Source organism: Bartonella sp. TT67HLJMS, from assembly GCF_042193375.1.
Lineage (GTDB): Bacteria > Pseudomonadota > Alphaproteobacteria > Rhizobiales > Rhizobiaceae > Bartonella > Bartonella grahamii.
In genome coordinates this window covers 300,980-324,468 of sequence record NZ_JBHILP010000001.1, presented here as the reverse complement: position 1 = coordinate 324,468, position 23,489 = coordinate 300,980, and the positions used below count along the sequence as shown (strand labels likewise).

19 protein-coding genes are annotated in these 23,489 nt (G+C 38.9%); 5 read left to right on the top strand and 14 right to left on the bottom strand.

All coding sequences use genetic code 11. The features are described 5' to 3' along the window. Positions 1 to 6: 6 nt before the first annotated feature. The 5 genes from ACFIJQ_RS01175 to rpmB form a co-directional block, all read right to left on the bottom strand. Positions 7 to 384: a DNA adenine methylase gene (locus ACFIJQ_RS01175; protein WP_375628112.1), complete on the bottom strand. Its 378-nt coding sequence runs from the start codon at positions 382 to 384 to the stop codon at positions 7 to 9. Positions 385 to 585: 201 nt separating this feature from the next. Then, a complete protein-coding gene (locus ACFIJQ_RS01170) occupies positions 586 to 765 on the bottom strand; it encodes a DNA adenine methylase (RefSeq protein WP_375628110.1) in 180 nt (59 codons plus the stop codon). Between the two features lie 133 nt (positions 766 to 898). After that, positions 899 to 1,066 (bottom strand): transposase, encoded by a 168-nt coding sequence (locus ACFIJQ_RS01165; RefSeq protein WP_372440006.1) that lies wholly within the window; start codon positions 1,064 to 1,066, stop codon positions 899 to 901. 349 nt (positions 1,067 to 1,415) lie between these two features. Next, complete coding sequence (locus ACFIJQ_RS01160; protein ID WP_273787610.1) at positions 1,416 to 2,099, bottom strand: VUT family protein; 684 nt, start codon at positions 2,097 to 2,099, stop codon at positions 1,416 to 1,418. Positions 2,100 to 2,219: 120 nt separating this feature from the next. Continuing rightward, positions 2,220 to 2,537: a 50S ribosomal protein L28 gene (gene rpmB, locus ACFIJQ_RS01155; protein WP_273787609.1), complete on the bottom strand. Its 318-nt coding sequence runs from the start codon at positions 2,535 to 2,537 to the stop codon at positions 2,220 to 2,222. Positions 2,538 to 2,834: 297 nt separating this feature from the next. Between rpmB and ACFIJQ_RS01150 the strand changes: the two genes are divergently transcribed. The 3 genes from ACFIJQ_RS01150 (at position 2,835) to ACFIJQ_RS01140 (ending at position 6,460) form a co-directional block, all read left to right on the top strand. Beyond that, entirely contained in the window at positions 2,835 to 3,617 is a 783-nt protein-coding gene (locus ACFIJQ_RS01150; RefSeq protein ID WP_273787608.1) for an SURF1 family protein, read from the top strand. A gap of 720 nt (positions 3,618 to 4,337) precedes the next feature. Beyond that, complete coding sequence (gene purH / locus ACFIJQ_RS01145) at positions 4,338 to 5,957, top strand: bifunctional phosphoribosylaminoimidazolecarboxamide formyltransferase/IMP cyclohydrolase (RefSeq protein ID WP_375628107.1); 1,620 nt, start codon at positions 4,338 to 4,340, stop codon at positions 5,955 to 5,957. Between the two features lie 350 nt (positions 5,958 to 6,307). Further along, on the top strand, positions 6,308 to 6,460 hold the full coding sequence (locus ACFIJQ_RS01140) for a DUF1127 domain-containing protein (protein ID WP_273787606.1): 153 nt from the start codon (positions 6,308 to 6,310) through the stop codon (positions 6,458 to 6,460). Between the two features lie 917 nt (positions 6,461 to 7,377). Here ACFIJQ_RS01140 and ACFIJQ_RS01135 read toward each other — a convergent pair. The 3 genes from ACFIJQ_RS01135 to htpX all read right to left on the bottom strand — a co-directional run bounded on the left by ACFIJQ_RS01135 (position 7,378) and on the right by htpX (position 11,646). After that, positions 7,378 to 9,123 (bottom strand): heparinase II/III family protein, encoded by a 1,746-nt coding sequence (locus tag ACFIJQ_RS01135; RefSeq protein WP_375628105.1) that lies wholly within the window; start codon positions 9,121 to 9,123, stop codon positions 7,378 to 7,380. Between the two features lie 64 nt (positions 9,124 to 9,187). Continuing rightward, positions 9,188 to 10,552 (bottom strand): RsmB/NOP family class I SAM-dependent RNA methyltransferase, encoded by a 1,365-nt coding sequence (locus ACFIJQ_RS01130; RefSeq protein WP_375628103.1) that lies wholly within the window; start codon positions 10,550 to 10,552, stop codon positions 9,188 to 9,190. A 47-nt stretch (positions 10,553 to 10,599) separates the two neighbouring features. Next, positions 10,600 to 11,646: a zinc metalloprotease HtpX gene (htpX, locus tag ACFIJQ_RS01125; protein WP_273787603.1), complete on the bottom strand. Its 1,047-nt coding sequence runs from the start codon at positions 11,644 to 11,646 to the stop codon at positions 10,600 to 10,602. Between the two features lie 83 nt (positions 11,647 to 11,729). Between htpX and ACFIJQ_RS01120 the strand changes: the two genes are divergently transcribed. Then, complete coding sequence (locus tag ACFIJQ_RS01120) at positions 11,730 to 11,945, top strand: DUF1674 domain-containing protein (RefSeq protein WP_015857055.1); 216 nt, start codon at positions 11,730 to 11,732, stop codon at positions 11,943 to 11,945. A gap of 136 nt (positions 11,946 to 12,081) precedes the next feature. Here the strand turns inward: ACFIJQ_RS01120 and rpsP are convergent, their stop codons facing one another. The 4 genes from rpsP to ACFIJQ_RS01100 all read right to left on the bottom strand — a co-directional run bounded on the left by rpsP (position 12,082) and on the right by ACFIJQ_RS01100 (position 15,282). Continuing rightward, positions 12,082 to 12,456: a 30S ribosomal protein S16 gene (gene rpsP / locus ACFIJQ_RS01115; protein ID WP_273787601.1), complete on the bottom strand. Its 375-nt coding sequence runs from the start codon at positions 12,454 to 12,456 to the stop codon at positions 12,082 to 12,084. A gap of 16 nt (positions 12,457 to 12,472) precedes the next feature. After that, a complete protein-coding gene (locus ACFIJQ_RS01110) occupies positions 12,473 to 12,802 on the bottom strand; it encodes a chorismate mutase (protein WP_273787741.1) in 330 nt (109 codons plus the stop codon). Positions 12,803 to 12,826: 24 nt separating this feature from the next. Further along, entirely contained in the window at positions 12,827 to 14,395 is a 1,569-nt protein-coding gene (gene ffh, locus ACFIJQ_RS01105) for a signal recognition particle protein (protein WP_375628136.1), read from the bottom strand. A 230-nt stretch (positions 14,396 to 14,625) separates the two neighbouring features. Continuing rightward, on the bottom strand, positions 14,626 to 15,282 hold the full coding sequence (locus tag ACFIJQ_RS01100) for a carbonic anhydrase (RefSeq protein ID WP_208439374.1): 657 nt from the start codon (positions 15,280 to 15,282) through the stop codon (positions 14,626 to 14,628). 269 nt (positions 15,283 to 15,551) lie between these two features. On the opposite strand from ACFIJQ_RS01100, the gene ACFIJQ_RS01095 reads away from it, so the two are divergent. Next, positions 15,552 to 20,261, top strand: a complete 4,710-nt coding sequence (locus ACFIJQ_RS01095; RefSeq protein WP_273787599.1) for an NAD-glutamate dehydrogenase — start codon at positions 15,552 to 15,554, stop codon at positions 20,259 to 20,261. Positions 20,262 to 21,250: 989 nt separating this feature from the next. Here ACFIJQ_RS01095 and ACFIJQ_RS01090 read toward each other — a convergent pair. Both ACFIJQ_RS01090 and ACFIJQ_RS01085 read right to left on the bottom strand, forming a co-directional pair. After that, positions 21,251 to 22,306: a DUF2125 domain-containing protein gene (locus ACFIJQ_RS01090; protein WP_273787739.1), complete on the bottom strand. Its 1,056-nt coding sequence runs from the start codon at positions 22,304 to 22,306 to the stop codon at positions 21,251 to 21,253. 422 nt (positions 22,307 to 22,728) lie between these two features. Then, positions 22,729 to 23,475 carry a glutamine amidotransferase gene (locus tag ACFIJQ_RS01085; protein ID WP_375628100.1) on the bottom strand — a complete coding sequence of 249 codons (747 nt, stop codon included), beginning with the start codon at positions 23,473 to 23,475 and terminating at the stop codon, positions 22,729 to 22,731. Between the last annotated feature and the right edge of the window lie 14 nt (positions 23,476 to 23,489).

The window sequence follows — 23,489 nt, the reverse complement described above, 5'->3', positions numbered from 1 at the left end:
AATTTCCTAAAGATCCTTACTCAAAATTACGAGTTCATTTGATTTTTTATTGTTTCCCATACCGTAAGTCCATTCAGGATTAAGTATTGTATGTCCTTTATAAAGTTCTCTAACTTCCACACAATCATTATAAGATAAAACCCATCCTTGACGCTTTCTCAAAAGTTCAGCAAGAGCTTGATGATCAAAAGAATTATGTTTATCGCCTTTGTGACCGTAAAGTTTTTGATTAATAAGATATGGAGGATCACAATAAAGAAAATCGTTAAAGTGTTTAGGAGTACTTTTTGAAAAATCTCTGTGTTCCACTGTGAAATTTTCAATCTTAAAATCTTTAAGTCGTTCAATAGAATGATAATTGAATCGAGGATGTCCTAAAGACATACCGCCAGAAAGTGTTGTTCCGAAAAAAAGAGCAATTAAGAGTAAGAAAAAACGGCAGCAATTTCTAATTGATTTTTAATATTCCCAAAAGTTTTGTGGAGATTATAAAACATTACGGGAGTCATATCTTCATATTCTCTCACTTTTTCTGCAAGAGCTGAAGCATCCCTCTAAAGCATCTGCCAAAAAACAACAAGCGGCTTAAAAAGTATCATAAGCATAAACTTTTGTTCCTCTTTTTGCTAAGGTTAATTCAATTGATCCCCCTCCTACAAAAGGAGAACATAAAGTTTTTTGCTTCCTTATATAGTTATTAATAATCATAGGAACAGCACGACTTTTCCCTCCCAGATAACGAAGAGATAATTTTACAACAGGCAACTCCCTAGTCTCTCTCTGTTTTTTCGAGGAAGTTAAGACCAAATTATCCAATAAAGCTTTATATGATCTCTTTGATTTATCATTTTGTTCATATTATCAGCTCCAAGTATCACATTTTCTAACCTACAATTATCTAAAATAAATACTCGAAGCGTTTGCCAAATTCTACAGAGATCGCATTATAACAAATTGTAAATTCATTAACATATCTGCACAAACATTTGTTACTAAAATAATGATAAATACCAGTATAACCAAATTTTAAAACTGTCAAAAAGGACTTGATACCATTGGTATTTATTTTTCTATTTATATACTACCCAAATGTATATCGAAATATTTTTTCCTTTATAAGAACCAAGTTTCTTATAGCTCAAATAATCATAAGTAAGACATCACAATTCTTAACAAGACATTTTTTGGCCTTTATAAGAGCTTTATTACCTGTTTTTAATACTGATAAGATGCTCTTATCTCATACTGAATCAGTCAAAACTATCTCCTTACACATCATAAGCATAGATGATGTATGGATAAATACAACTTGAGAAAAGAAGCAAAATCCCTTTTTTGAATCCACTCAAATTCTGTTCTTAGAAGACATAACGCACAACCTTCTCTGCTTTAGCAAAACAAAAGGACAAAGATCATTATTTGTTACAAACAAAAGAAGAATCATCCTTTGAATGACTTTGATAAAGAGGAAGCTTTACAATATTAAGAATTGTTCCATAGGGAATCAACATAAACAGGCTCATAACAATTTTTACCGAAAAATCACCAAAAGCAAGCGAGAGCCAAACTGGCATGCCTATCCCTCCCAAAACAGTACTCTCCACCAGTGAACTATCAGCATAGCCTGTTATCTTATCAAGAACAGCAAAAGAGCTAGAAAAAGCAAGAGCAAAAAACAGCACTGTATCCAAAGCCGAACCAACCAACGCTGCTGCTAAAGGTGCTTTCCACCATGTTTTACGTCGCAAAGGAGTAAAAACAACAATATCAAGGAGTTGCCCAAATAAAAATGCAAAACTAGAAGCAAGTGCAAGCCGTGGTGTCGCCAATATCCAAGAAACAAAGATACCCGCAAAAAAACCAGCATAAACCACACGCCGCGCAGCAGATGGACCATAAAAACGATTGGTCAAATCATTAATCAGAAAAGCAAATGGATAGGTAAAAGCCCCATAAGTCAACAGCTCATTTAAATCAAACCAGTAGACAGGATATTGAACAAAAATATTAGAAGCAGTGACAGCAAGGCACATTGCTAAAATAGAAAAAACAATATACCTCTTCTTTTGCTGTTCTCGTAAAGGACTGCTTGAGGGCATTTTTTTAACCTATAATACGGAACCAATAAAATTAAACGATCAACCTGAAAAAAACTTAACTTCTAGAACAAAAAAACCGGAATAAAAGCGCCAATAAATCAAAAAGAATGGCGCTAACAATTACGCTGCTTGTTCAGCCTTTTGCTCACCTTCTTGCTCAGCTTTTTTCTTAATGATTTGTCGTTTTAGCAAACGCGCACGTTGCGACAACTCTTTATCGTCTGCTTTGACTAAAAAACCATCAAGTCCACCACGATGCTCAACAGAACGCAACGCACTTGCTGAAATGCGCAAGCGATAACTTTGCTGCAACACTTCTGAAATCAATGTCACATTGCAAAGATTTGGTAAAAAACGACGCCGAGTCTTATTATTCGCATGGCTAACATTATTACCATACAGAACCGTCTTCCCTGTCAATTCACATGCACGAGACATAAACTTCACCCTTAAACTCTAAGAAACTTTCAAATCCCCATACCCAAAGGACACAATGAACGTAAAACACGCACAATGCAACCTTGAACGGGCATCATTGGGAAGTCTCTTTCTAATAGGGGGTCGACAACAAAAGGTCAAGTCTTTTATAAAACCTTTTTCATATCTTACTGGCTCATTCTTCATCTTTTTCCTCAATAAGGCGTGCAAATTCCACCAAAAAGCGTACAAAATGTTTTTTTTAAATACATACCATGTTAGAATAAAAACTTATTGTCCCGAAAGGAAGCATAAATCATGAGCAAAAAAGAGCCCCCCATGACAAAGCTTCAGGAAGATTCTTGCCGTTTTTCTTCTTTTTTGTTTGGGACTTTATGTATTTGTTTTTTTCTTCTCTTCAGTGCATTAGGTATATGGCAAGTACAACGGTTAAACTGGAAAACAAATCTCATCACCAGTGCCAATCAGCGCATTCATTTGCCCCCCATAAAAGCCCCCCCAAAAAATCAATGGTCAGATGTTACTTTTGAAAAAAACGAATATCAACCTGTTGTTACCACAGGAAAATTTTTAACAGATAAAAATATTTTAGTCACTGCTGCCGCTCAAAATACTACAGGCTATTGGGTTTTGACTCCTTTACAAACTGCTGATAATACACTGATCTTTATCAACCGTGGCTTTATCCCCATGGATGAACGTAACAATTTTCAAAACTCAGAGCAATCGCATACAAATGCCTCATCTCAGCAAAATTCGACCACAGACACAGAACAAACAACAATTATAGGTTTATTACGCATGAGTGAAAAAAATGGATTTTTCCCGCGTAAAAATAATCCGGACAAGAATTTATGGTATACGCGCGATCTCCCTGCTATGGCACAAAAACTTGGTCTGTCCACTGTTGCCCCCTATTTCATTGATGCCAGAAAAACATCTCCACAAGCAAACCTTCCCGTCGTTGGTCTTACGATTGTCCATTTTCGAAATAATCATCTCGTTTATGCAATCACGTGGTTTATTTTAGCTGCTGGTGTGTTAGGAGCTTTTCTTTTTCTGCTACGGCAAAAAAACTAAAAAAAGACCTCTTCCATCTCAAGTAACAAAAATTTTTAGAATCTTGGAAACTGATAAAGAGAACAGAATCTACTAACTTGCGCCTTTGTTAAATAAAGATCATAGGCATACAATGAATCTTTATACCATCCACAAAAGATTTACGCGACACTCTTCAAAAAACCATCATAAAACGAGGGATGATTCATTAAAAATGTAATGCCCAAAAATGTGAAACAATGCATTATCTCCACTCTTAAAAAAAATTCATTCTAAAAAAACATTGTCATAAACGCTTTTGAAAAACATACAGCCAAATTTAAAAATGATAGGAAAGATAGGCACTCATTTTTGCCTTTATAATTTTATATTCTTGCTTCATTAGATTGTTTCCCATCTCAGAGATTACTCCAATTGATATACGCAATACTTTCGCCTTCATCTAGTATAAAAGCTAATATAGCAGAGAACATACGGATGCATTTTTTGTTTCAAAACTGCTATGAAGATGAGATGTTGAGTTATAAGCAACAAAAAAACATTTAATGTCTCAATGAGACTTTATACCTATCACCACATCTCAAATGAGAGTGTTTTTACAGGATAATAAAAAAAGGTGAGTCACCCTATATTCTAAAAAGACAGTTTATCCTTTCAGTGTATTTTGCTAAAGGCTTATGCTATAAATCTATAAGCTTGTTTTACTAGAATTTTAACTCTTTCATTTTTAAGGCTTCTGTTATGGGTGTTATTGCCAAAAATTTTCCCATACCTGATCTTCATCGGGTTCGTCGTGTTCTCTTTTCTGTGTCTGATAAAACGGATGTGGTTGCTTTTGCACAAGCCCTTCATACTACTTACAATGTTGAATTGATTTCAACAGGGGGAACAGCCAAAACCCTCATAGCAGCTGGTTTACCGGTAAAAGATGTTGCTGAAGTTACCGGATTTCCTGAGATAATGGATGGGCGTGTAAAAACACTCCATCCTTTGATTCATGGTGCTTTGTTAGGGGTAAGAGAAGATCCTAGCCATAGGGAAGCTATGGAAAAGAACAGCATTCATGGAATTGATCTTTTGGTGGTGAATCTTTATCCTTTTGAAGAGACGATCCTATCGGGAGCCGATGGGCAAACGATTCTTGAAAATATTGATATCGGTGGACCAGCGATGATTCGCGCCGCGGCAAAAAATTATGCTTATACTGGTGTTGTAACAACGATAAAAGATTATGATTCGATTCTAGCTGAATTAAAGCAGCATAATGGATGTTTAAGCTTATCTATGCGTCATCAGCTAGCAATGCGCGCTTATGCACACACCGCCGCTTATGATACGGCAATAGCATCGTGGTTTGCACGGGATTTAAAAATTGAAATTCCATCGTGGCAGAGTTTTTCTGGTCATCTTGAGAGTGTTATGCGCTATGGGGAAAATCCACATCAACAGGCAGCATTTTATCGCAATAATGAAAAACGTTTTGGTATTGCAACAGCAAAACTTTTACAAGGCAAAGCGCTTTCTTATAACAATCTGAATGATACAGATGCAGCCTTTGAGCTTGTGGCCGAATTTGATCCGCAAAAAACCGCTGCTGTCGCTCTTATTAAACATGCCAATCCTTGTGGTGTTGCGGAAGGAGAAAATTTGAAAGAAGCTTATTTGAAAGCTCTTATGTGTGATAATGTATCGGCATTTGGTGGAATTGTTGCTTTAAATCAAACCCTTGATGAGGAATGTGCTGAAGAGATTGTTAAAATTTTCACAGAAGTGATTATTGCTCCTGATGCCACAATGGCGGCACGTGAAATTATTGCCAAGAAAAAAAATCTTCGTTTGCTCATTACAGGTGGAGTTCCTGATCCACGCTGTGGAGGACTTCTTGCGAAAACACTTGCAGGAGGCATTTTAGTGCAATCGCGTGATAACGTGGTGGTTGATGATCTTAAATTGCAAGTAGTGACAAAGCGGGCACCAACTCAAGATGAAATGCGTGATCTTCAGTTTGCTTTTCGTGTAGCAAAACACGTTAAATCAAATGCTATTGTATACGCGAAAAATAGCGCAACAGTTGGAATTGGAGCCGGACAAATGAGCCGCATCGATTCAGCAAAAATTGCCGCAAGTAAAGCAGCAGAAAGTGCGCAAAGAGCAGGCTTAACAGAAACTCTCACAAAAGGATCGGTTGTTGCATCAGATGCATTTTTTCCTTTTGCAGATGGTTTATTAGCAGCAGCTGAAGCAGGAGCAACAGCAGTTATTCAACCAGGAGGCTCCATGCGTGATGAAGAAGTTATCACGGCTGCTGATGCGCAGGGTTTAGCGATGGTTTTCACAGGAACACGACACTTCCGCCATTAATAATTTTGCTGATTCTCTCTATTATATGAGACAAATGTTTCAAGGAACTGTTCATAATCATCGTATGACTATTGATAACTGTTGAAATGGAAGCAGTTATTCAATCCAAAGAATCTACTCGTGAAGAAGTTTATCACCACAGAAAATGCACATAATTTAATCATTATTTAGGGATAGGATATTGTCGTTGTTAATATTTTTAATGGTTTCCCTTTCACATGAGCAAAATGTTAAAGGGGTATTATCTTGTATGTAGATGCATACCTGTTATGATATTATAACACAACTCTTTTTAGTAATATGCTCTATTCTTAAACCAAAGAGTGAAATGAAAAGTTTGAGTAGAGGATATGAATATTCTACGTTTTTATAGTAATTGGCGCCGTTATCGTCGAACCGTTAATGCATTAAGTTGTCTTTCAACATATGAACTCAGCGATCTTGGAATTTGTCGCGGTGATATTGATTCGATTGCACGACGTTATTCGCGTAAATCTTTATAAAAGTTGTTTGAAGCATTTGAGAGAGTGCTTTGCTATGAAAAAGCACGCATTTTGTGGTTTGTTATTATGACTTCATTTTTAGTATAATAACAAAGAGTAGAAGGGTTGTCTTTCTCGGGCATTGCTATGTATTGTTTCTCGAACTCTCAGTGCTTCTATGATGTAAAACTTTTGATTTATAATGATAATTTAGCGTTATTCATATTGAATTAGAACCCCGAATACCGTAAGATTCTCCCATTCAAAATCTATGTATGTTGAATCAACCAAAACCATTCGCTTGCACGTTACAAGCGAGGGATCCTGTGTGGATAAAAACTATTAAGAAAAGGCTAAAAATGCCTCTTATGAATCATCTCTAGTGCCAAGAGCTGTTCAAAACATTAGGCACTAATAAATAGTGTGATGGTGCTGAATTGCTCCTTGCGTAAAGATGAGGTGCTTCATGGATTTACCGTTATACCCATCACAGACATCGTCGCGAAATAGGCTTGGAAGTATTAAGGGATTTTTCTTTAATATAAGTCCGTGAATATGCAATAAATAGCGCTCTGTTTTTCGTGAGGAACGTAACCCTATTAATGCAACTCTCTCAGAGATAAATATTAATCCCAACAGCACACTTAAGAACTTATAGAAGATAAGCAACAGCTTTATTTTCTCTCCACATCTTTAAAGAATGAAGATCCTTAACCAGTACTCATCTGTCAACAATGGTCTATTAAAAACTCTTTTTTCGAGAGCCAATCCCTCTTAGCATCACCTCATGAGATTCTATGAGCAAACCTTGCCTAAAAACATCCAACCTATACTCTAATAAAATGCTTCATGTATAAAATTTATATGATCTTCAAATTTTGAGAATATTACCACAATAAACGATGATGTTTTGCGACACGAAGATAAAACGCAATATACTATGGGTTGGAATAATGTTCTGATTTTTTATCAAACGCTTTACGGATAAAACGCCAACGAACTTTTTCCTGAAATGCAGGACGAAAATATAAAACAATCTGTTGTGTCCGCTGTGGACCTGTTAATTCTGCAAAATCAATCGAATCTTCAAGACAAATATCTGCGTCAGGCGACATAAAATACCATACTTGTTCGCTCTTCACGTTCTCGTTCTTTACAGCTAAACACACACGTTTGCCATCATAGTTAACTTCAACTTGTGGATGAAGATGAAACCGAACAGCAACATGATCTTGTTCATTTTGCACACTCTTGTGTCTCTTTCCCCCTTTATTTGGCATAAAAAAGCGATCAAAACCTTCGATCATATCTCCATTTGTTGCCAAAATAAGACCACGCTCATGAATAAGATTAAAGGGTCGCACATAACCATTATGACTCGCAATAAAACCCGTCTTCTCTGAATCCTCTATACGGCGCACTTGAACATCCGTTGGTCCATCAAACAAAAATGGCGCGCCATTTTTCTTTTTCTGATAAAAAGCACCCACTGAACAATCATTAAGCGTAGCTGTTGAATGTGCTGCAGTAACACGCCCTAAATGTCGATAATCTTCCCGACCATCAGGATTAACACCAGTATTGATAATAAAACGGTGCCCTTGTGAAGACATTTCAAAAGACAAACATCCCGAACAAGCCTGCTGTGCTACAAAGCGGGGTGGAAACTTTCCTGTATCTGCAAGCACTGTTGTTTGATTGGCTTTTAAGCGCTGAAATCCTGAATAACGGGCATAACTAAAAGGATGCCCTCCTGTTTCATCAAGCTCCAAAAGGGACGATAACCGTTCCGACACAAGGGGACCAACCCCATTAAAATGAGCCAACGTTTGATCCTCATGGATAAAGAATCGTAAAGCTGGCAACATACGCTCAACAGAATCAATCAAAATACGTGGTGCTGTTTCATTGCTACGCATAAAAAGATGCCGTAACGACAATAAATCCGATAACAAATTCAGCAAAATAACAGGACTACGAGAAATATGCCCACCATCAACTAGGATTTGACGGGAAAGCTCTTTTATAAGTGTGGTTTGTACCTTTTTTTTCACTGCCACAGAAACAGGCAAAGCAAGAGATGCGAACGTCAAAGCCGCTGCTGCTTGTAAACGTCGGTCATCATGCTCCATACTGCAAATTGTTACGCGCAAATAACGAAATTGCAAACCAAGCGCACGTAAAAAGCGTTTTTCAAACCGCTCACTTGCTCCTTCTAACAACATTTTCGAGTGACAAATCCATGAAATCAAGCGCCGCGCCACAACAGGACCACTCCAAGCAAGCCCTTTTACCTTCTTGCCAGCATGGTCAAACCAATCTTCTAAAAGAGAACGTGCGTGTGCAGAAGCTAAATCACTTCCTGCTGCCTCCATATGGCGCAACCAATGAAAATCATGTAGAGCTGCTTCCCATTCTAGCGTTGGTGGAACCAATGCAAATGGCGAAACAGCACCAGAATGAACAATGTGACCAGCAAAAGCAAAACGACCATGATAAAATTCATGCGCCATCATAGGATCAGCCACATGCAAATCCATGGGATGCGCTAAAATTTTATGAGGACGAAACCCTGAAAACCGCCAACGAAACAATGGTCCAACCCATAAACGCCGCATAACATTCTGTATCGTATCGATACAGGCTGCCACTTTTACCTGAGGAGCTTTTACCGCAACCGCCAAAATTTCATCTCCATTTATGCTGATTCAAATACAATTTCGACCATTTTTGTAAATGAAGAGTTAATTAAGCAATTTTTCGTAAGCGTGCAGCAAAAAAACCATCCATTCCTAAAAATGCGGTTTTCTCAGCATCAAAATTTTTATGACAAAAATCCGCAGGCGTTGTACGTAACATCCCCCCACAAAGCAAATGTGCCAGTGCTCCCATTTCCTCTGGATAAATAGGTTCTAAAACAATGTCATTGCGTGTCGATAAAATTTTTTCAATAAGATCTTCACCTTCTTCTCTTGCCAATGAACAATTGGAAAAAATAATCCGTCCCCCCACCTTTACCAAGGAAATTGCTGCGACAAGTAAATCATTTTGCAACGCCGCTAACTTGACAATATCATCCCTCGATTTCGTCCATAAAATATCTGGATGACGACGGATCGTTCCAGTAGAAGAACAAGGAGCATCGAGAAGAACCGCATCAAAAAGCTGTGTGGGATGGAAATTTCTCACATCGCCCTGCCAAATGTGAACTGAAAAATGAAGCCGTTCCATATTTTCTTTTAAACGCTTTACGCGGTTAGCAGAAAGCTCAATTGCTGTCACCTGCGCTCCTTGTAAAGCCAATTGTGCTGTTTTTCCCCCAGGGCTCGCACAAAGGTCAGCAACTCGTTTACCCCGAAGTGTTCCTAATAAACAAGCAGGCAACGCTGCAGCAAAATCTTGAACCCACCAAGTTCCTTCACTATAGCCTGGTAAATCAGAAACAGAACACTCCAGACGATTCAATCGAACAGAACCATTGGGCAACACCACACCGCCAAGCCTTTCAGCCCATCCAACACTATCAGATTTCACTGTCAAATCAAAAGGGGGTTCCACACTTTGAATTGCTATAATCTGATGCGCCTTTTCTGTTCCATAAGCTGACATTAAAAGCTGTCTAAACCACGCTGGCACACCTTCAATGGAAGGAATTTGTTGGCGTAAAGACACCGCCTCACGTGCAATATTGCGTAAAAGAGCATTCACCACCCCTGAAAAACGGCGCATTCGAGGGTCAAGTTTCGCCACACGCACAGCTAAATCAATAGCCGCATGATCTGGAATATCAAGATAAAGAATTTGTGCAACACTGATATGCAAAAGATGCTGGAGTGAAAGTGCTTGTGAAGGCAAAGGACGCGCTAAAAGGCGTGAGAGAGCTGCCGTAATCTGCCCTCGATGACGCAATGAAGCTGTTAAAATAGCCCGACATAACAAACGATCTCGTTGTGAAAGCTTTAAATATTGTGGATGTCCGTGTTCATTATCCGTCAAACCAGACAAAGGCGTGTGCTTATCAACTACCGCCCCCAAAAGACGCACACACACCTGCCGAACAGCTAATCCTGGAACATTTTTTTCAGACACATGCCCCGCTTTTTTGTGTTTCAAAACACCACCTTTATATCACTGTTTCCTTAAAAACTCCCTCAATAACTCTATGAACGAGATCTTTTTGAATTTTCATAACGAAGCCAAGAAGGACGTTTTGTAACACGCTGAAAAGAACTGTTTTCTTGCTCACCTAATGCATGAGCCTGACCACTATGAAAATCTCCATAGTTCATCCCGTTGCTTTTTTCATGTATAGTGTCTTCTTTATTCCATCCCACACTTTTGGCAAGAGCCCCTTTCATCTCTTCTGCTTGCTGATAAAGAGCAGCAATACGATTTGCAGTTGCTGGATGTGTAGAAAAAAGACTATCCGCTCCCTCACCACTCAAAGGATTAATAATAAACAGATGCGCAGTTGCTGGATTATGCTCTGCTTCTTCATTATATACTCCACGTCCCCCATCAGCAATCTTACGCAATGCCGAAGCCAACCATAAAGGATTACCACATATTTCAGCCCCTCTCCGATCCGCAGCATATTCACGCGTACGACTAATCGCCATTTGCACCAGCATCGCTGCAAAAGGTGCCACAAGCAGTGCAATAAATCCTCCAATTGCCCCAGCGCCATGAGAATCTTCTGAAGAGTTACGCGGTCCTCCCATAAAGAAAGCAAAATTACCAAGCATTGAAATTGCCCCTGCAATCGTTGCTGTTAGAGTCATTGTTAAGGTATCACGATGCTCAATGTGTGCGAGCTCATGCGCCATAACGCCGGCAATTTCCTCTGAGCTCAACCGCTCTAACAATCCAGTACTTGCAGCAACAGCAGCATTTTGCGGATTACGTCCCGTCGCAAAAGCATTTGGCTGTGCATTCTCAATAACATAAACCTTTGGTTGAGGAAGAGAAGCCCTTTGCGCTAAATCGCTTACAATCTTATAATAAACTGGTGCTGAATGCTGATCAACTTCACGCGCCCCGTACATGCGTAAAACGATTTTATCCGAATTCCAATAAGAAAAAAAGTTTAAACCACTTGCCATCAAAAGAGCAATGACCATGCCACCGCCCCCTCCAACAAGATAACCAACTCCCATAAAGAGAGCAGTTAAAAAAGCCAAAAGCATGGCTGTACGCATTATATTCATTACTCAAAAAACTCCATGATAAAAGTCAATCAATATTATATGATGGTGTTTTCTTTCTGCTTCTTCAATGGAATAGGTGTAAAATGAATAAAAAAGATGAGAATACAAGCAAAAAAAATGCAACTGTCGTTAAACAGCAATCTCTTTCTCCCGCAGCACAACGCGCCCTTAAAGAAGCTGAAGAAAGGCGAAAAAGCGCAGCAAAAAAAGAACAACCTTTAGAAAACGGCGGACGCGGCGGAAAAGACCCTTCCCGCTATGGAGACTGGGAAATTAAAGGCCGCGCTATTGACTTTTAAAACCATTGATTTTTAAAAAACCAGCGCTGTTTAAACAAGCAGCTTTTTAAAGAAAATCCGTTTTTGATAGACAAAAACGGATAATATTTATTTTTCTAAAGCTTTTAAAGACACGTTGATTAAACAATCATGCTTCTCATGCTGAAGCAGATTCTGCTTCAGCCGCTGCCGCTGCTTCTTCTGCCGCTTGCTTTGCTGCTGCTATACGTTCTTGTGCTTTTTTACCCGGTTCACCTTTATGTGGATTATTACGGGTTGGACGCTTTTTCAAACCAGCTGCATCTAAAAACCGTAAAACGCGATCTGTTGGTTGTGCCCCTTGCCCAAGCCAATATTGAATACGTTCTTCATTAAGTTTTACCCTCGGTCCATCTTTAGGCAACATTGGATCCCATGCACCAACACGTTCAAGAAACCGCCCATCGCGCGGACTACGAACATCTGCAACGACGATATGATAGTAAGGACGTTTTTTTGAACCTCCACGGGACAAACGAATTTTCAATGCCATATTTTATCTCCTATTGTCAGCTCTGGCTTTCGTTTAAATTAACTTTTTTTGTTTTTTGCTCTTCAGCAATAACTTCATGATGACGCACAACTTCTTTAATAATAAATTTTAAAAATCTTTCAGCAAAATCAGGATCAAGATGACTATCTATAGCCAATTGCCGCAAACGCTCTACCTGATATTGCTCACGCAGAGGATCTACTTTAGGCAAATCATAACGCGCTTTTAAGCGCCCAACAGCTTTCGTACAACGAAAACGCTCTGCTAAGATATGAATCAAAGTTGCATCAAAATTATCAATAGATGCTCGTAAATGTGCCAATTCGTTTAATACTGTTTCCTGCATCATATTCCTTTCCCTCTTTACATCTTATTTTTTCTTAGGATGCTGAGGAAATTTTCCCCTATCAGCAATGTCATTGGAAAGACCAGGAAATGTAGGTCCACGCTTGGGAAGTCCGGGCAAGAGCTTCCCTCCATTACCATTTTCAATTTGCTTTTGAAGTGTTGAGAATTGCTTTGGATCCAATCCCGACAAATCAGGCATAGCTGGAGAATTCCCCCCAAAATTTCCCATACCACCAAAACCCATTTTGGAACCAAGTCCTCCGAACATTTTTCCCATAAAACCACTTTTTCCTTTACCACCCATAGCTTTCATCATATCAGCCATTTGGCGATACATTTTCAAAAGTTTATTAATATCAGCTGCCGTTGTACCAGATCCCTTAGCAATTCGTTGTTTGCGGCTATGTTTTAAAAGCTCTGGATTCGCCCGCTCTTGCGGTGTCATAGATGAAATAATGGCCAATTGACGATCAAACAAACGATCATCAAGCCCCGCAGCCGCAATCTGCTCTTTGACCTTCCCCATTCCTGGCAACATGCCCATAATACCGCCCATTCCACCCAGTTTTTTCATTTTCTGCAACTGTTCTGCAAGATCATTTAGATCAAATTTTCCGGCTTGCATTTTTTTTGCAAAAGCAGCAGCTTTCTCATGATCCATTGTTTCAGCAGCTTTTTCAACCAAAGAAACAATATCCCCCATTCCGAGAATACGATCAGCAATACGGCTGGGATGAAACTCTTCTAAAGCATCTATTTTTTCACCAGTTCCAATTGCTTTAATTGGTTTACCTGTAACCGCACGCATAGAAAGAGCAGCACCACCACGCCCATCACTATCCATACGTGTTAAAATAATCCCTGTAATCCCTACACGCTCATCAAAAGAACGAGCAAGATGAACGGCATCTTGCCCTGTCAAACTATCAGCCACCAACATAATTTCATGAGGAAGGGAACATGCTTTAATTTCAGCCAATTCGAGCATCAAAGCTTCATCAATATGATTACGTCCTGCTGTGTCAAGAAGAAGCACGTCATAACCACCCAATTTAGCAGCCTGCACGGCACGTGATGCAATATCAACGGGCAGCTGTCCCGCAATAATAGGCAAGCTTGCAAGTTTCGCCTGTTCTCCCAATTGGCGCAACTGCTCCTGTGCAGCAGGACGACGTGTATCTAATGACGCCATAAGAACTTTTTTATTGTGCTTATCAGTGAACCGTTTCGCAAGCTTTGCTGTTGTAGTTGTTTTTCCGGAACCTTGCAAACCAATCATCATGATAACAACTGGAGCTGGTGCATTTAAATCACTCAGAACGCTTTCATTTCCAAGAATATGAACCAATTCATCATGAACAATTTTAACCACCATCTGGCCTGGTTTAATTGATTTAACGATTTCGGCCCCAACGGCTTTTTCCCGAACCCTATCGGTAAAAGAGCGTACAACATCAAGAGCAACATCAGCTTCCAATAAAGCGCGACGAATTTCACGCAGCGCCTCTACAACATCCTGATCCGATAAAGCGCCACGTCCCGTCAAATGAGACAGGATAGAACCAAGTCGCTCTTGCAAGGATTCAAACATCATTTACCTCATTGTTGCATAACAAACAAACCAAAATAGCATCCGAGAACGCATCGCGCCGTCGGATGTTGACCTCTGAGATCTCTTTATACCCTTAAACTGGGGTCTCAGTCGGTGGCTCCAAGTTAATTTTGTCACTGAAAGCTTGCTCCTTCAAACAATAAAACCCCAGCTTTGTCAAGTTTTATCATAAAATGTCTTTTTATACGAAGAAATAAAAACAGCAAATACTATACTTCAAAACTTTCAACTTCAACACGCATAAAACAACCTGTTTCCTGTTCCATACTCCATAATTTCCCGCTAGAGATATCAAACCAAACCCCGTGTAATGTCAAAAAACCTTGATCTTTGCGAAGCTTTATCCACGGAAACGTCTCTAAATTTCTCAACGAATGGCGAATAGAAAGCTGCTCTAATGCCGTCTGTTTTTCTGGCCAAGACAGCGACTTATTATTCAAAACGATTTCTGCTGCTGGTGCTAAGAGACTTATCCATTGACCAATAAAATCATTTGATGATAAAGATTTACATGTCTCTTTAAGAGCAGTACGAATGCCTCCACAATGGGCATGACCAAAAACGACAATATGTTTCACCTCGAGCAATTGCACAGCATATTCAAGAGCTGCTGATGTTGCGTGATATTGATCATCAGGAGAAAAAGGAGGAACCACATTTGCCACGTTGCGCAAAGTGAAGATTTCCCCTGGCTTAGCATCAAAAATCATTTCTGGCACTGCACGCGAATCACAACAAGCAATGACCAAAACTTCAGGTTTCTGCCCTTCAATCGCCAATTGCTGATAATGTGCTATTTTATATAAAAAATGATTGTTTATAAAATTTTGGTAACCACTTAAAAGTCTTGCTGGTAAACGCGCCATTCTCTCTTTACTTCTGCTTCTTTTTTTACTTTACATTTTGTATATTTAAAAAAACAAACTATTAACATACAAAAATACTAAAAATGCCCTTTCTCTGACGCAAAATATTTCTTTAAAGTACAAACTATTACTAAAAAATAGCAAAAACAAACTCATTCTTTCCAAATAAAGAGCTGTTTTCTTCAGGAAGAAGGTGTTACAGTATACAAAAATATGATGGTCTGCTTTAAAAAAGAGAAGGCCCCTAAGAGCAAAAAGGGAGAGTGGATGTGTTGCAACCAAAAAAAACAGAGACAAAAAACACCCAAGATAAAATAGAACAAATCCTTTTTGCTCAAACCGATGAAGAAGATATTGTTTATTACGAAAATAAAGAACTTCAAAAAGCCGCAGCCGTCGCAGTAAAAGCTTTTAATCTCCATCAGACGGGAAAAAATACTATCTACTTTGAACAAAATTTGACCCGTAATAACAAGCCTATAACCGCTATCACACTTGTCAATGATAACAAACCCTTCCTTCTCGATTCTATTTTAAATGTTTTCAATCAACACAAAAACCATATCTATTTGATTGCGCACCCTATTCTTGATTGTGCTTCTGGAAAACGCATCAGTCTGATGCAAATTCACATCGAGTCATTAAACAAACAGCAAATACAAAAACTTGAAAATGAACTCACCTTAGTTCTTGAACAGGTTAATGCTGCTGTACAAGACTGGAAGCCTATGCTTGAAGAAGTTAAAAAGCATATTCATGCCTACCAAATAAGTCTTCCCCCGCACTACAAACAAGAAGGCGAAAAAGCTATTGAATTTCTTCACTGGCTAATGGACGATAATTTCATTTTCCTTGGTATGCGCACCTACAACTTCATCAAAGACCAAAAACCCCTTAAATCCTTTACAGCGAGTAATATTGAACTTGGTATACTCACGGATGCTTCTATTCATATTGTTGACGATGAAAGTATGAAAGAACCTCCTCAAGAAGTTTTATCCTTCATGGAAAGCGATAATCTGTTTATCGTGACAAAAGCTAACAGCCGCTCCAAAATTCACCGTTCTGTCTGGCTCGATTATATTGGTCTTAAAATCTTTGATAAAGAAAAACAACTCTGTGGAGAATTACGCATTGTAGGGCTTTTTACCTCCTCAGCTTATACACGTTCTATTTTGCAAATTCCTTTCTTAAAAGAAAAAGCCCAAACTATTATTCAACGTCTTGGACACAATCACGCCGATTATTCAGGAAAAGCACTCATCAGTGCTTTAGAAACCTATCCAAGAGATGAAATGTTTCGCTCTGATGTTGATACATTGACAGAAAACACTAAACTTATTCTACAATTAGATGAGCGCCCACGTTTACGGGTTCTTGCCCACACTGATTCTTTTGGGCGCTTTGTTTCTATCCTTGTCTACGTACCGCGTGACCAATATAGCAGCAGCCTGCGTGAAAAAGTTGGCGAACATTTTGTTGAGCTCTATAAAGGCGACTTTTTTGAATCTTATCCGCTATTTTTGGAAAGCACCCTTATACGTGTCTATTATATCATCCATCGCAAAGGAAACGAAACTGTTCCCCTTCACGAGCGCTCCACACTTGAACAACATGTACGTTCGATTGCACGAAGTTGGGAAGACAGCGTTCAAGCCATCGCTCTTGCCCAGAAAACAACAGAGCAACAAACACGTCTAGCCAGCGAATTTCCCAACAGTTATCGTGATTTATTTTCAGCTGAAGACGCTATTAACGATGCCGGACATATTTTAAATCTTCATGATGAGAAGCCCCTTTTCGTGAACTTTTATCACGCACAAAACAAAGAAAAACGTACCATTTCTCTTCGGCTTTTTCACCGCCATGAAGCTCTTGCCCTTTCCAAACGTGTACCACTCCTTGAAAACATGGGGTTTCGCGTTATTGCCGAACAAACCCTTGAATTACCAGATGGCTATGGGCACTCTGTGTATCTTCATGATATGCAGCTGGAAAGCACTTTCCAGCTCTGTATCAATTTTGAAAAAAACGGTCAAAAACACGCCGAAACCTTTGAGGCCATTTGGGCACAAAATGCTGATAATGACGCTTTTAACGCGCTCACCCAAACAGCTGAACTTGATTGGTATGAAATTGTTATTTTGCGCCATTATGGGCGCTATCTCCAGCAAGCTGGTATTCCTTATTCGCAAGATCGCGTTGCCCAAACTTTAAATGCTTATCCTGACATTACCCAAGATCTTTATGCTTTATTTCATTTAAAATTTCACCAAAGCCATACAGAAAAAGAACGGGAAAAAAGCCAACAGGTTATTCAAAAGCGTATTGGAGAAAAATTACGGAAAGTATCTGGTTTAGATGATGATCTCATCTTACGCCGTTATTGCAACCTTATCGATGCAAGTTTACGAACGAATGCCTTTACGCCTCTTGACGATGGAAGTCCTCGACGTATTTTAGCCACCAAATTAAATCCGCGCCAAATTGAGGGTTTGCCTGAACCACGCCCTTACCGAGAAATTTTTGTTTATGGACCGGAAGTTGAAGGGGTGCATTTACGTTTTGGACCTATCGCTCGTGGCGGAATTCGTTGGTCTGACCGTGCATTAGATTATCGCACCGAAGTCCTCAGCTTAGTCAAAGCCCAACAAGTTAAAAATGCGGTTATCGTTCCTGCAGGTGCAAAAGGTGGTTTCTATCCCCATCGGCTTCCCCAAACAAATGACCGTGCTCTCATCGTAGAAGCAGCACGACAAGCTTATACAGACTTTATCACAGCTTTGCTCTCAATCACAGACAATCTGATTAACGGCAAAATCAGTTCTCCCCCCAATGTCATCTGTCATGATGACCCTGACCCCTATTTTGTTGTCGCAGCAGACAAAGGAACAGCAACTTTTTCTGATACCGCCAACGCCATCAGCCAAGCAAATCACTTTTGGCTCGATGATGCTTTTGCCTCTGGAGGCTCAGCAGGTTACGACCACAAAGCCATTGGTATTACAGCCAAAGGTGCATGGGAAGCTGTCAAAAGACATTTTAGAGAAACATTTGATCAGGATATTCAAACAACGCCCTTCACCTGTGTCGGTGTTGGAGACATGTCTGGCGATGTCTTTGGTAATGGAATGCTGCTTTCCAAACAAACAAAATTGATTGCCGCTTTTGATCACCGCGATATCTTTATTGATCCAGATCCAAGCATAGACGAAAGCTATGCAGAGCGTATGCGCCTTTTTAAACTTCCTCGCTCCAGCTGGCAAGATTACGATCAAAGCAAATTATCAAAGGGCGGTGGTATCTTCTCACGAAAAGAAAAAACCATTACTCTCTCACCTGAAGCAGCACAAGCCATTGGTTTTGAAAAACAAACAGGAACACCCTTTGAAATTATCTCTGCTCTTCTCAAAGCCCCTGTTGATCTTTTATGGTTCGGCGGCATTGGTACTTATATCCGCGCTGCAACAGAAAATGATGCCCAAGTAGGTGATCGTGCAAATGATGCGATACGCATTACCGGAGAGCAAGTGCGTGCAAAAATTATTGGCGAAGGGGCTAATCTTGGTGTTACACAACGTGGACGGATTGAATATGTCTTAAATGGTGGTCGATGCAATACGGATGCCATTGACAATTCTGCTGGTGTGAATTGTTCTGATATTGAGGTCAATCTCAAAATTGTTCTTGCATCAGCACTACGCGCCAAAACATTAACCCGCGAAGAACGCAATAAGCTCTTGAAAAAAATGACACCTCAAGTCGAGCAACTCGTCTTGCGCAACAATTATCTACAACCCCTTGCTCTTTCTTTGGCGGAAAATCAAAGCACTACTGATTTGCCCTATCAAATACGCTTTATGCACGATTTGGAACAAAAAAAGCTTCTAGATCGTAGAGTTGAAATACTCCCTGATGAGCAAATTTTACGACAAAGAACAACCCAAGGCAAAGGTCTTCTCCGTCCAGAACTCGCTGTTATTTTTGCATATGCTAAATTAACCTTAAAAGAAGAAATTGCTAATAGCCCCATTGTTGATGATCACTATTTCAATACAACCTTGCTGAACTATTTTCCAACACAAATTCAAGAAAATTTTAAGAAGGAAGTCATTAACCATCAATTGCGTCGTAATATTATAGCAACACTGATTGCCAACGATATTGTAAATCGTGGAGGCCCCACTTTTGTTAATAGACTACACGATGCAACAGAACAAAAAGCTGAAAATATTATTCGCGTTTTCATTGCCATTCGCGATGGTTTTGAAATTCCTCAATTGTCTGAGCAAATTGATAAGCTTGATAATAAAATACCCGGTCTTGTCCAAAACAAATTCTACGCAGCAATGACCCCAATGCTCTTTGAAACAACCAGTTGGGGTTTACACAACATAGATCTCTCACGTCCATTAGAAGAAATTGTAAAAACAATAAAGCAAGCCCGTAGCGTTATTGAAAAAGAGCTTATGCATTCTCACGACAACGATATTAAGCAAAAAATTGAAGAAAAAGCATTGCACTACAGCGAAGATGGAGCACCAAAAGCATTAGCGAAACAATTAGCTCTCTTAGAAGCTGCTTCAACAATCTGTGATATTTCTTTAATTGCAAAAAAAAGCAACAGTGATCTTATTAAAACCGCAGAGATCTATTTTTCACTTGCGCAAATCATTCGTATAAACCGCATTAACGAAGCAAGTCGTATAATTCCTGTAGTAGATTATTATGATAGTATGGCTTTAAGCCAAGCCAAAGAAAATGTTTCTGAAAGCTTACGGCAAATCGTTATGAAAATCCTCAAAAATTATGGAAAGAAAAAAGATCCTTTTGACACTTGGAAAAAAACAGAAGAAGATCATATTCACAAAATTACAAACCACATTAGTGCCCTTATTGAAAATGATCTCAATATTTCTCGTTTTACTTTTGCAGCAGGATTGATTTCTCAACTACAAAATACTGGCTTTCAAACCTAAAGCAAATACAAAACGACCCATTCAATCTCCCGTTCTATCCATCCATGACTAATCAGTAAGGAAAGAACGGAAGCGCTATCCCGCATTTTTAGACAAAGCACTTAAAATAAAAAATAAATTCAAATTTTACTGTCAAACATCCTTCAACATAAAAATATAATATATTGATTTACAATCATAATTTTATTATTTTTATGTTGAAGGAGAAGCTGATATTCTAAGTTTGTCTCATTTCAAATCTGTTTATATTCAATCAATTAAACGTATTTCCCCTTGCATATTGCAAATGGGAAAACCGTATAGATAAAAAACATTAAAGAAAGAACTAAATGCCCCTCATAACCACCTCAAATGCCAAAAGCTGTAGAAACATTAGGAGTGGGAAAATATAAATATGATGGCGCCCCCCTTAGCTTCTTACTCCATAAACGAAAAGATGGTGGTGCTTAATGGCTTTATCATTATACCATTCATAGGCAACATCGTGAAATAGGAAACACTGAGAAATATTTTTTTAACAAATGCGTAAAATCGAATAAAAAATGACAGTAAAAACGGACGTCCATTCTCCTCTTTACAACTTCATATTCTCATCCAACTAGGCTGTTTTACCTATTTCAAAGGTCACTCTAAACAGACATATGCAATATGCTCAAAACTCCATACATAAAGAAAAAAGGTTCCTAACACGGCACCACACTACCTGCACACTACCTGTATAAAAAGGCAATTCAGCATACTTTAAAATGCCACTTTTTCCACACAAACACTGTTGCTATATGTAGTTTGACATAAGATTTTGTACTAAGTGAAAAGAGGTGGGATTAGTTAGGAGTAAGTGGTAATTTTTTATTTTTACAGCTATTTTTTACCATTAAATACGCATTTTGTTAAAATAGATTTTGACACTCTAAAATTGCAAAAAAGTGTGAAAATCAGAAAAAATCGAAATTTGGTGGTAAAAATGAAAAAAGGCTTGGGTACAAAACCTAAAGTGGAGCGAGACGACCAAGTTTTAAAAAACCTAATTTTACCCACCCATTGTTAATGAGCAAGGGGAGAACGGGAGCGCCATCGGCATTTTTAGGCAGTGCACCCAAAATAAAAAATAACGCTTGAAGATTATTGTCCTGCGCGGGAAATAAGCGCTGCAAAGTGTTAAGAAGCTTCATGGGCTGAATATGGACAAGTTCGAATTCTGCTGTCAAATATCCTTCTTCATCAAAAGAAAAAGGTCCACTAATACGTAACCCACCACCTGTATGAAAAGTCAATTCACCTTGCTTTAAAAGCCCACTTTTTCCATACAGTCGCTGTTGCCAATTTTTTCCTTCATCTTCAGACAAAAAAGAGATGTCATTTAAAATCACTTTCAAGTTACCATCAATTTTTGGGACATCAACAAAAGAAGATGTAAAAACTAGAGAAACATCAAAACCGTCAAAAGTTATATTTCCCAATAAATCATTATTTTCATGTTTCAGATCAAAGCGCAAAAATTCTGCCGTTATTTTTTGAGGCGTATCTTTTGTCTCTACCGACTGAGTAATCATGTCATGCGTATTTTGCAAAGATGCTTGATCTTCTACATTTTCCTGTGTCGTTTTTTTATCTGTTGTTTGTGCTCCTAATGCTTCTTGAGGCTTTTGATCTTCAAGGGAAGAGGAAAGAGGTGAAATTTCAAGCCCTTCAGCTATAAACTTCAATGTTTTACCCGTTTTCCAATAAGGTTCTGTTTCAATAACCAAATTGCGCCAACGCGATACTATGGAAGTTTGTCCGGAAAAAACAATTGATGCAGGAGAATGAACATTAAACTCGACCAAATGAGGTGCATAAATTGGTGCACCAGCTGTCAAACGCCCCGTCGATACAGAAACCCCATGTAAAGGCCAAGAAAATTGAAAATTGTCGCAAACAACACCGATACGTAAAGGATAACCATCCTTGCGCACATTCTCACATACCGCCGCCATGTTATAGGAAGACGCTTTTGCAAATATATCAGAAACTTGCTCTTCTATTTTACGTGAAAAAAAAACCAGAGTGCGCTATAAATAAATATCAGAGCAAGACAAACGAGCCCACAAATTAAATAGCTCAAAGAAAATCTCTTTTGTGATGACGGTATTTGAAAGGATTTAGACAACATTAAAACTTTCTTTATCTCTTAACTTCCTCCCCACCCTAAAAAGGACAAAGATTCTTAACCACAGTCAGTTTATAAACAATCCAACTTCTTAATCGACCGGATTTTATCTACTGATCACTTCAAGGAGTTCCTATACATCGTTCTAAAGTACAGTATCTCATAAGTCCACCCACCAAGATCTTTTTAAGAAAATCCATTACACTTTCTAACAAAAAATACCTCATGTGTAAAGTTTTACATGAGTTTTCTATCTCTGCCTTAAACGATACTGTTTTACAGCACAACAAGAACGATAATAAATAGTGTTTCTAACACTCACACAAATGCGGTCGGTACACAAAAAATCTGTCGTAATGCACCTTCAAACCATTGGCTTAAAGCTTGATCATAAATTAAACGACCTTTCAAATGTGCACAAGCAGGTTGAGCACCTTTTTCAGTCAATTTATGTGCCGAACGCACGACCAAACGCCGCATCATAGCACGTGTAAACTCAGCATGAAATTGCAAACCCCATGCATTGTTTCCATAACGAAAAGCTTGTGTAGGATATGTATGCCCTGTTGCCAAAAGCATTGCCTCTTTCGGTAAATCATAAATACCTTCATCATGGAAATGGTAGACCATTTCTGGCCAATTCATCAATTCCTTCCCTTGAGGGGTTGCTTCTAGTGGATACCAACCGACTTCAACAGTCCCATCACTTCTTGTACCAACGCGCCCCCCTAGATTTCGCGCTAACATTTGTGCTCCAAGACAAATACCCAAAAAAGGCTTATTTTCCTTTAGTGATAACGAAATCCAATCAATTTCCTCACCAATATAGGCTTCGCTGTCATTCACACTCATCGGCCCCCCTAAAATAACAACACCGGCATAATGCTCTAATGTATCAGGGAGTTTTTGTCCAAAAATAGGACGATAAATATCAAGAACAAAACCATTTTGTTGTAAAAATTTTCCTAAACGACCAGTATAGGTAGACCGCCGATGAATAACAACAGCAATCCTTGGTTTGTTATTTTTTTGTTTTTTATCAAGACATCTCTGATTTAAAAACATTTTTTAACCAATCA

What these genes read in the sequence shown, in the direction of transcription:
- ACFIJQ_RS01140 (WP_273787606.1), top strand. Translation starts at nt 6,308, where the DNA reads ATGAATATTCTACGTTTTTATAGTAATTGGCGCCGTTATCGTCGAACC.
- ffh (WP_375628136.1), bottom strand. Translation starts at nt 14,395, where the DNA reads ATGTTTGAATCCTTGCAAGAGCGACTTGGTTCTATCCTGTCTCATTTG.
- ACFIJQ_RS01175 (WP_375628112.1), bottom strand. Translation starts at nt 384, where the DNA reads ATGTCTTTAGGACATCCTCGATTCAATTATCATTCTATTGAACGACTT.
- ACFIJQ_RS01160 (WP_273787610.1), bottom strand. Translation starts at nt 2,099, where the DNA reads ATGCCCTCAAGCAGTCCTTTACGAGAACAGCAAAAGAAGAGGTATATT.
- purH (WP_375628107.1), top strand. Translation starts at nt 4,338, where the DNA reads ATGGGTGTTATTGCCAAAAATTTTCCCATACCTGATCTTCATCGGGTT.
- htpX (WP_273787603.1), bottom strand. Translation starts at nt 11,646, where the DNA reads ATGAATATAATGCGTACAGCCATGCTTTTGGCTTTTTTAACTGCTCTC.
- ACFIJQ_RS01085 (WP_375628100.1), bottom strand. Translation starts at nt 23,475, where the DNA reads ATGTTTTTAAATCAGAGATGTCTTGATAAAAAACAAAAAAATAACAAA.
- ACFIJQ_RS01150 (WP_273787608.1), top strand. Translation starts at nt 2,835, where the DNA reads ATGAGCAAAAAAGAGCCCCCCATGACAAAGCTTCAGGAAGATTCTTGC.
- rpsP (WP_273787601.1), bottom strand. Translation starts at nt 12,456, where the DNA reads ATGGCATTGAAAATTCGTTTGTCCCGTGGAGGTTCAAAAAAACGTCCT.
- ACFIJQ_RS01100 (WP_208439374.1), bottom strand. Translation starts at nt 15,282, where the DNA reads ATGGCGCGTTTACCAGCAAGACTTTTAAGTGGTTACCAAAATTTTATA.
- rpmB (WP_273787609.1), bottom strand. Translation starts at nt 2,537, where the DNA reads ATGTCTCGTGCATGTGAATTGACAGGGAAGACGGTTCTGTATGGTAAT.
- ACFIJQ_RS01110 (WP_273787741.1), bottom strand. Translation starts at nt 12,802, where the DNA reads ATGCAGGAAACAGTATTAAACGAATTGGCACATTTACGAGCATCTATT.
- ACFIJQ_RS01120 (WP_015857055.1), top strand. Translation starts at nt 11,730, where the DNA reads ATGAATAAAAAAGATGAGAATACAAGCAAAAAAAATGCAACTGTCGTT.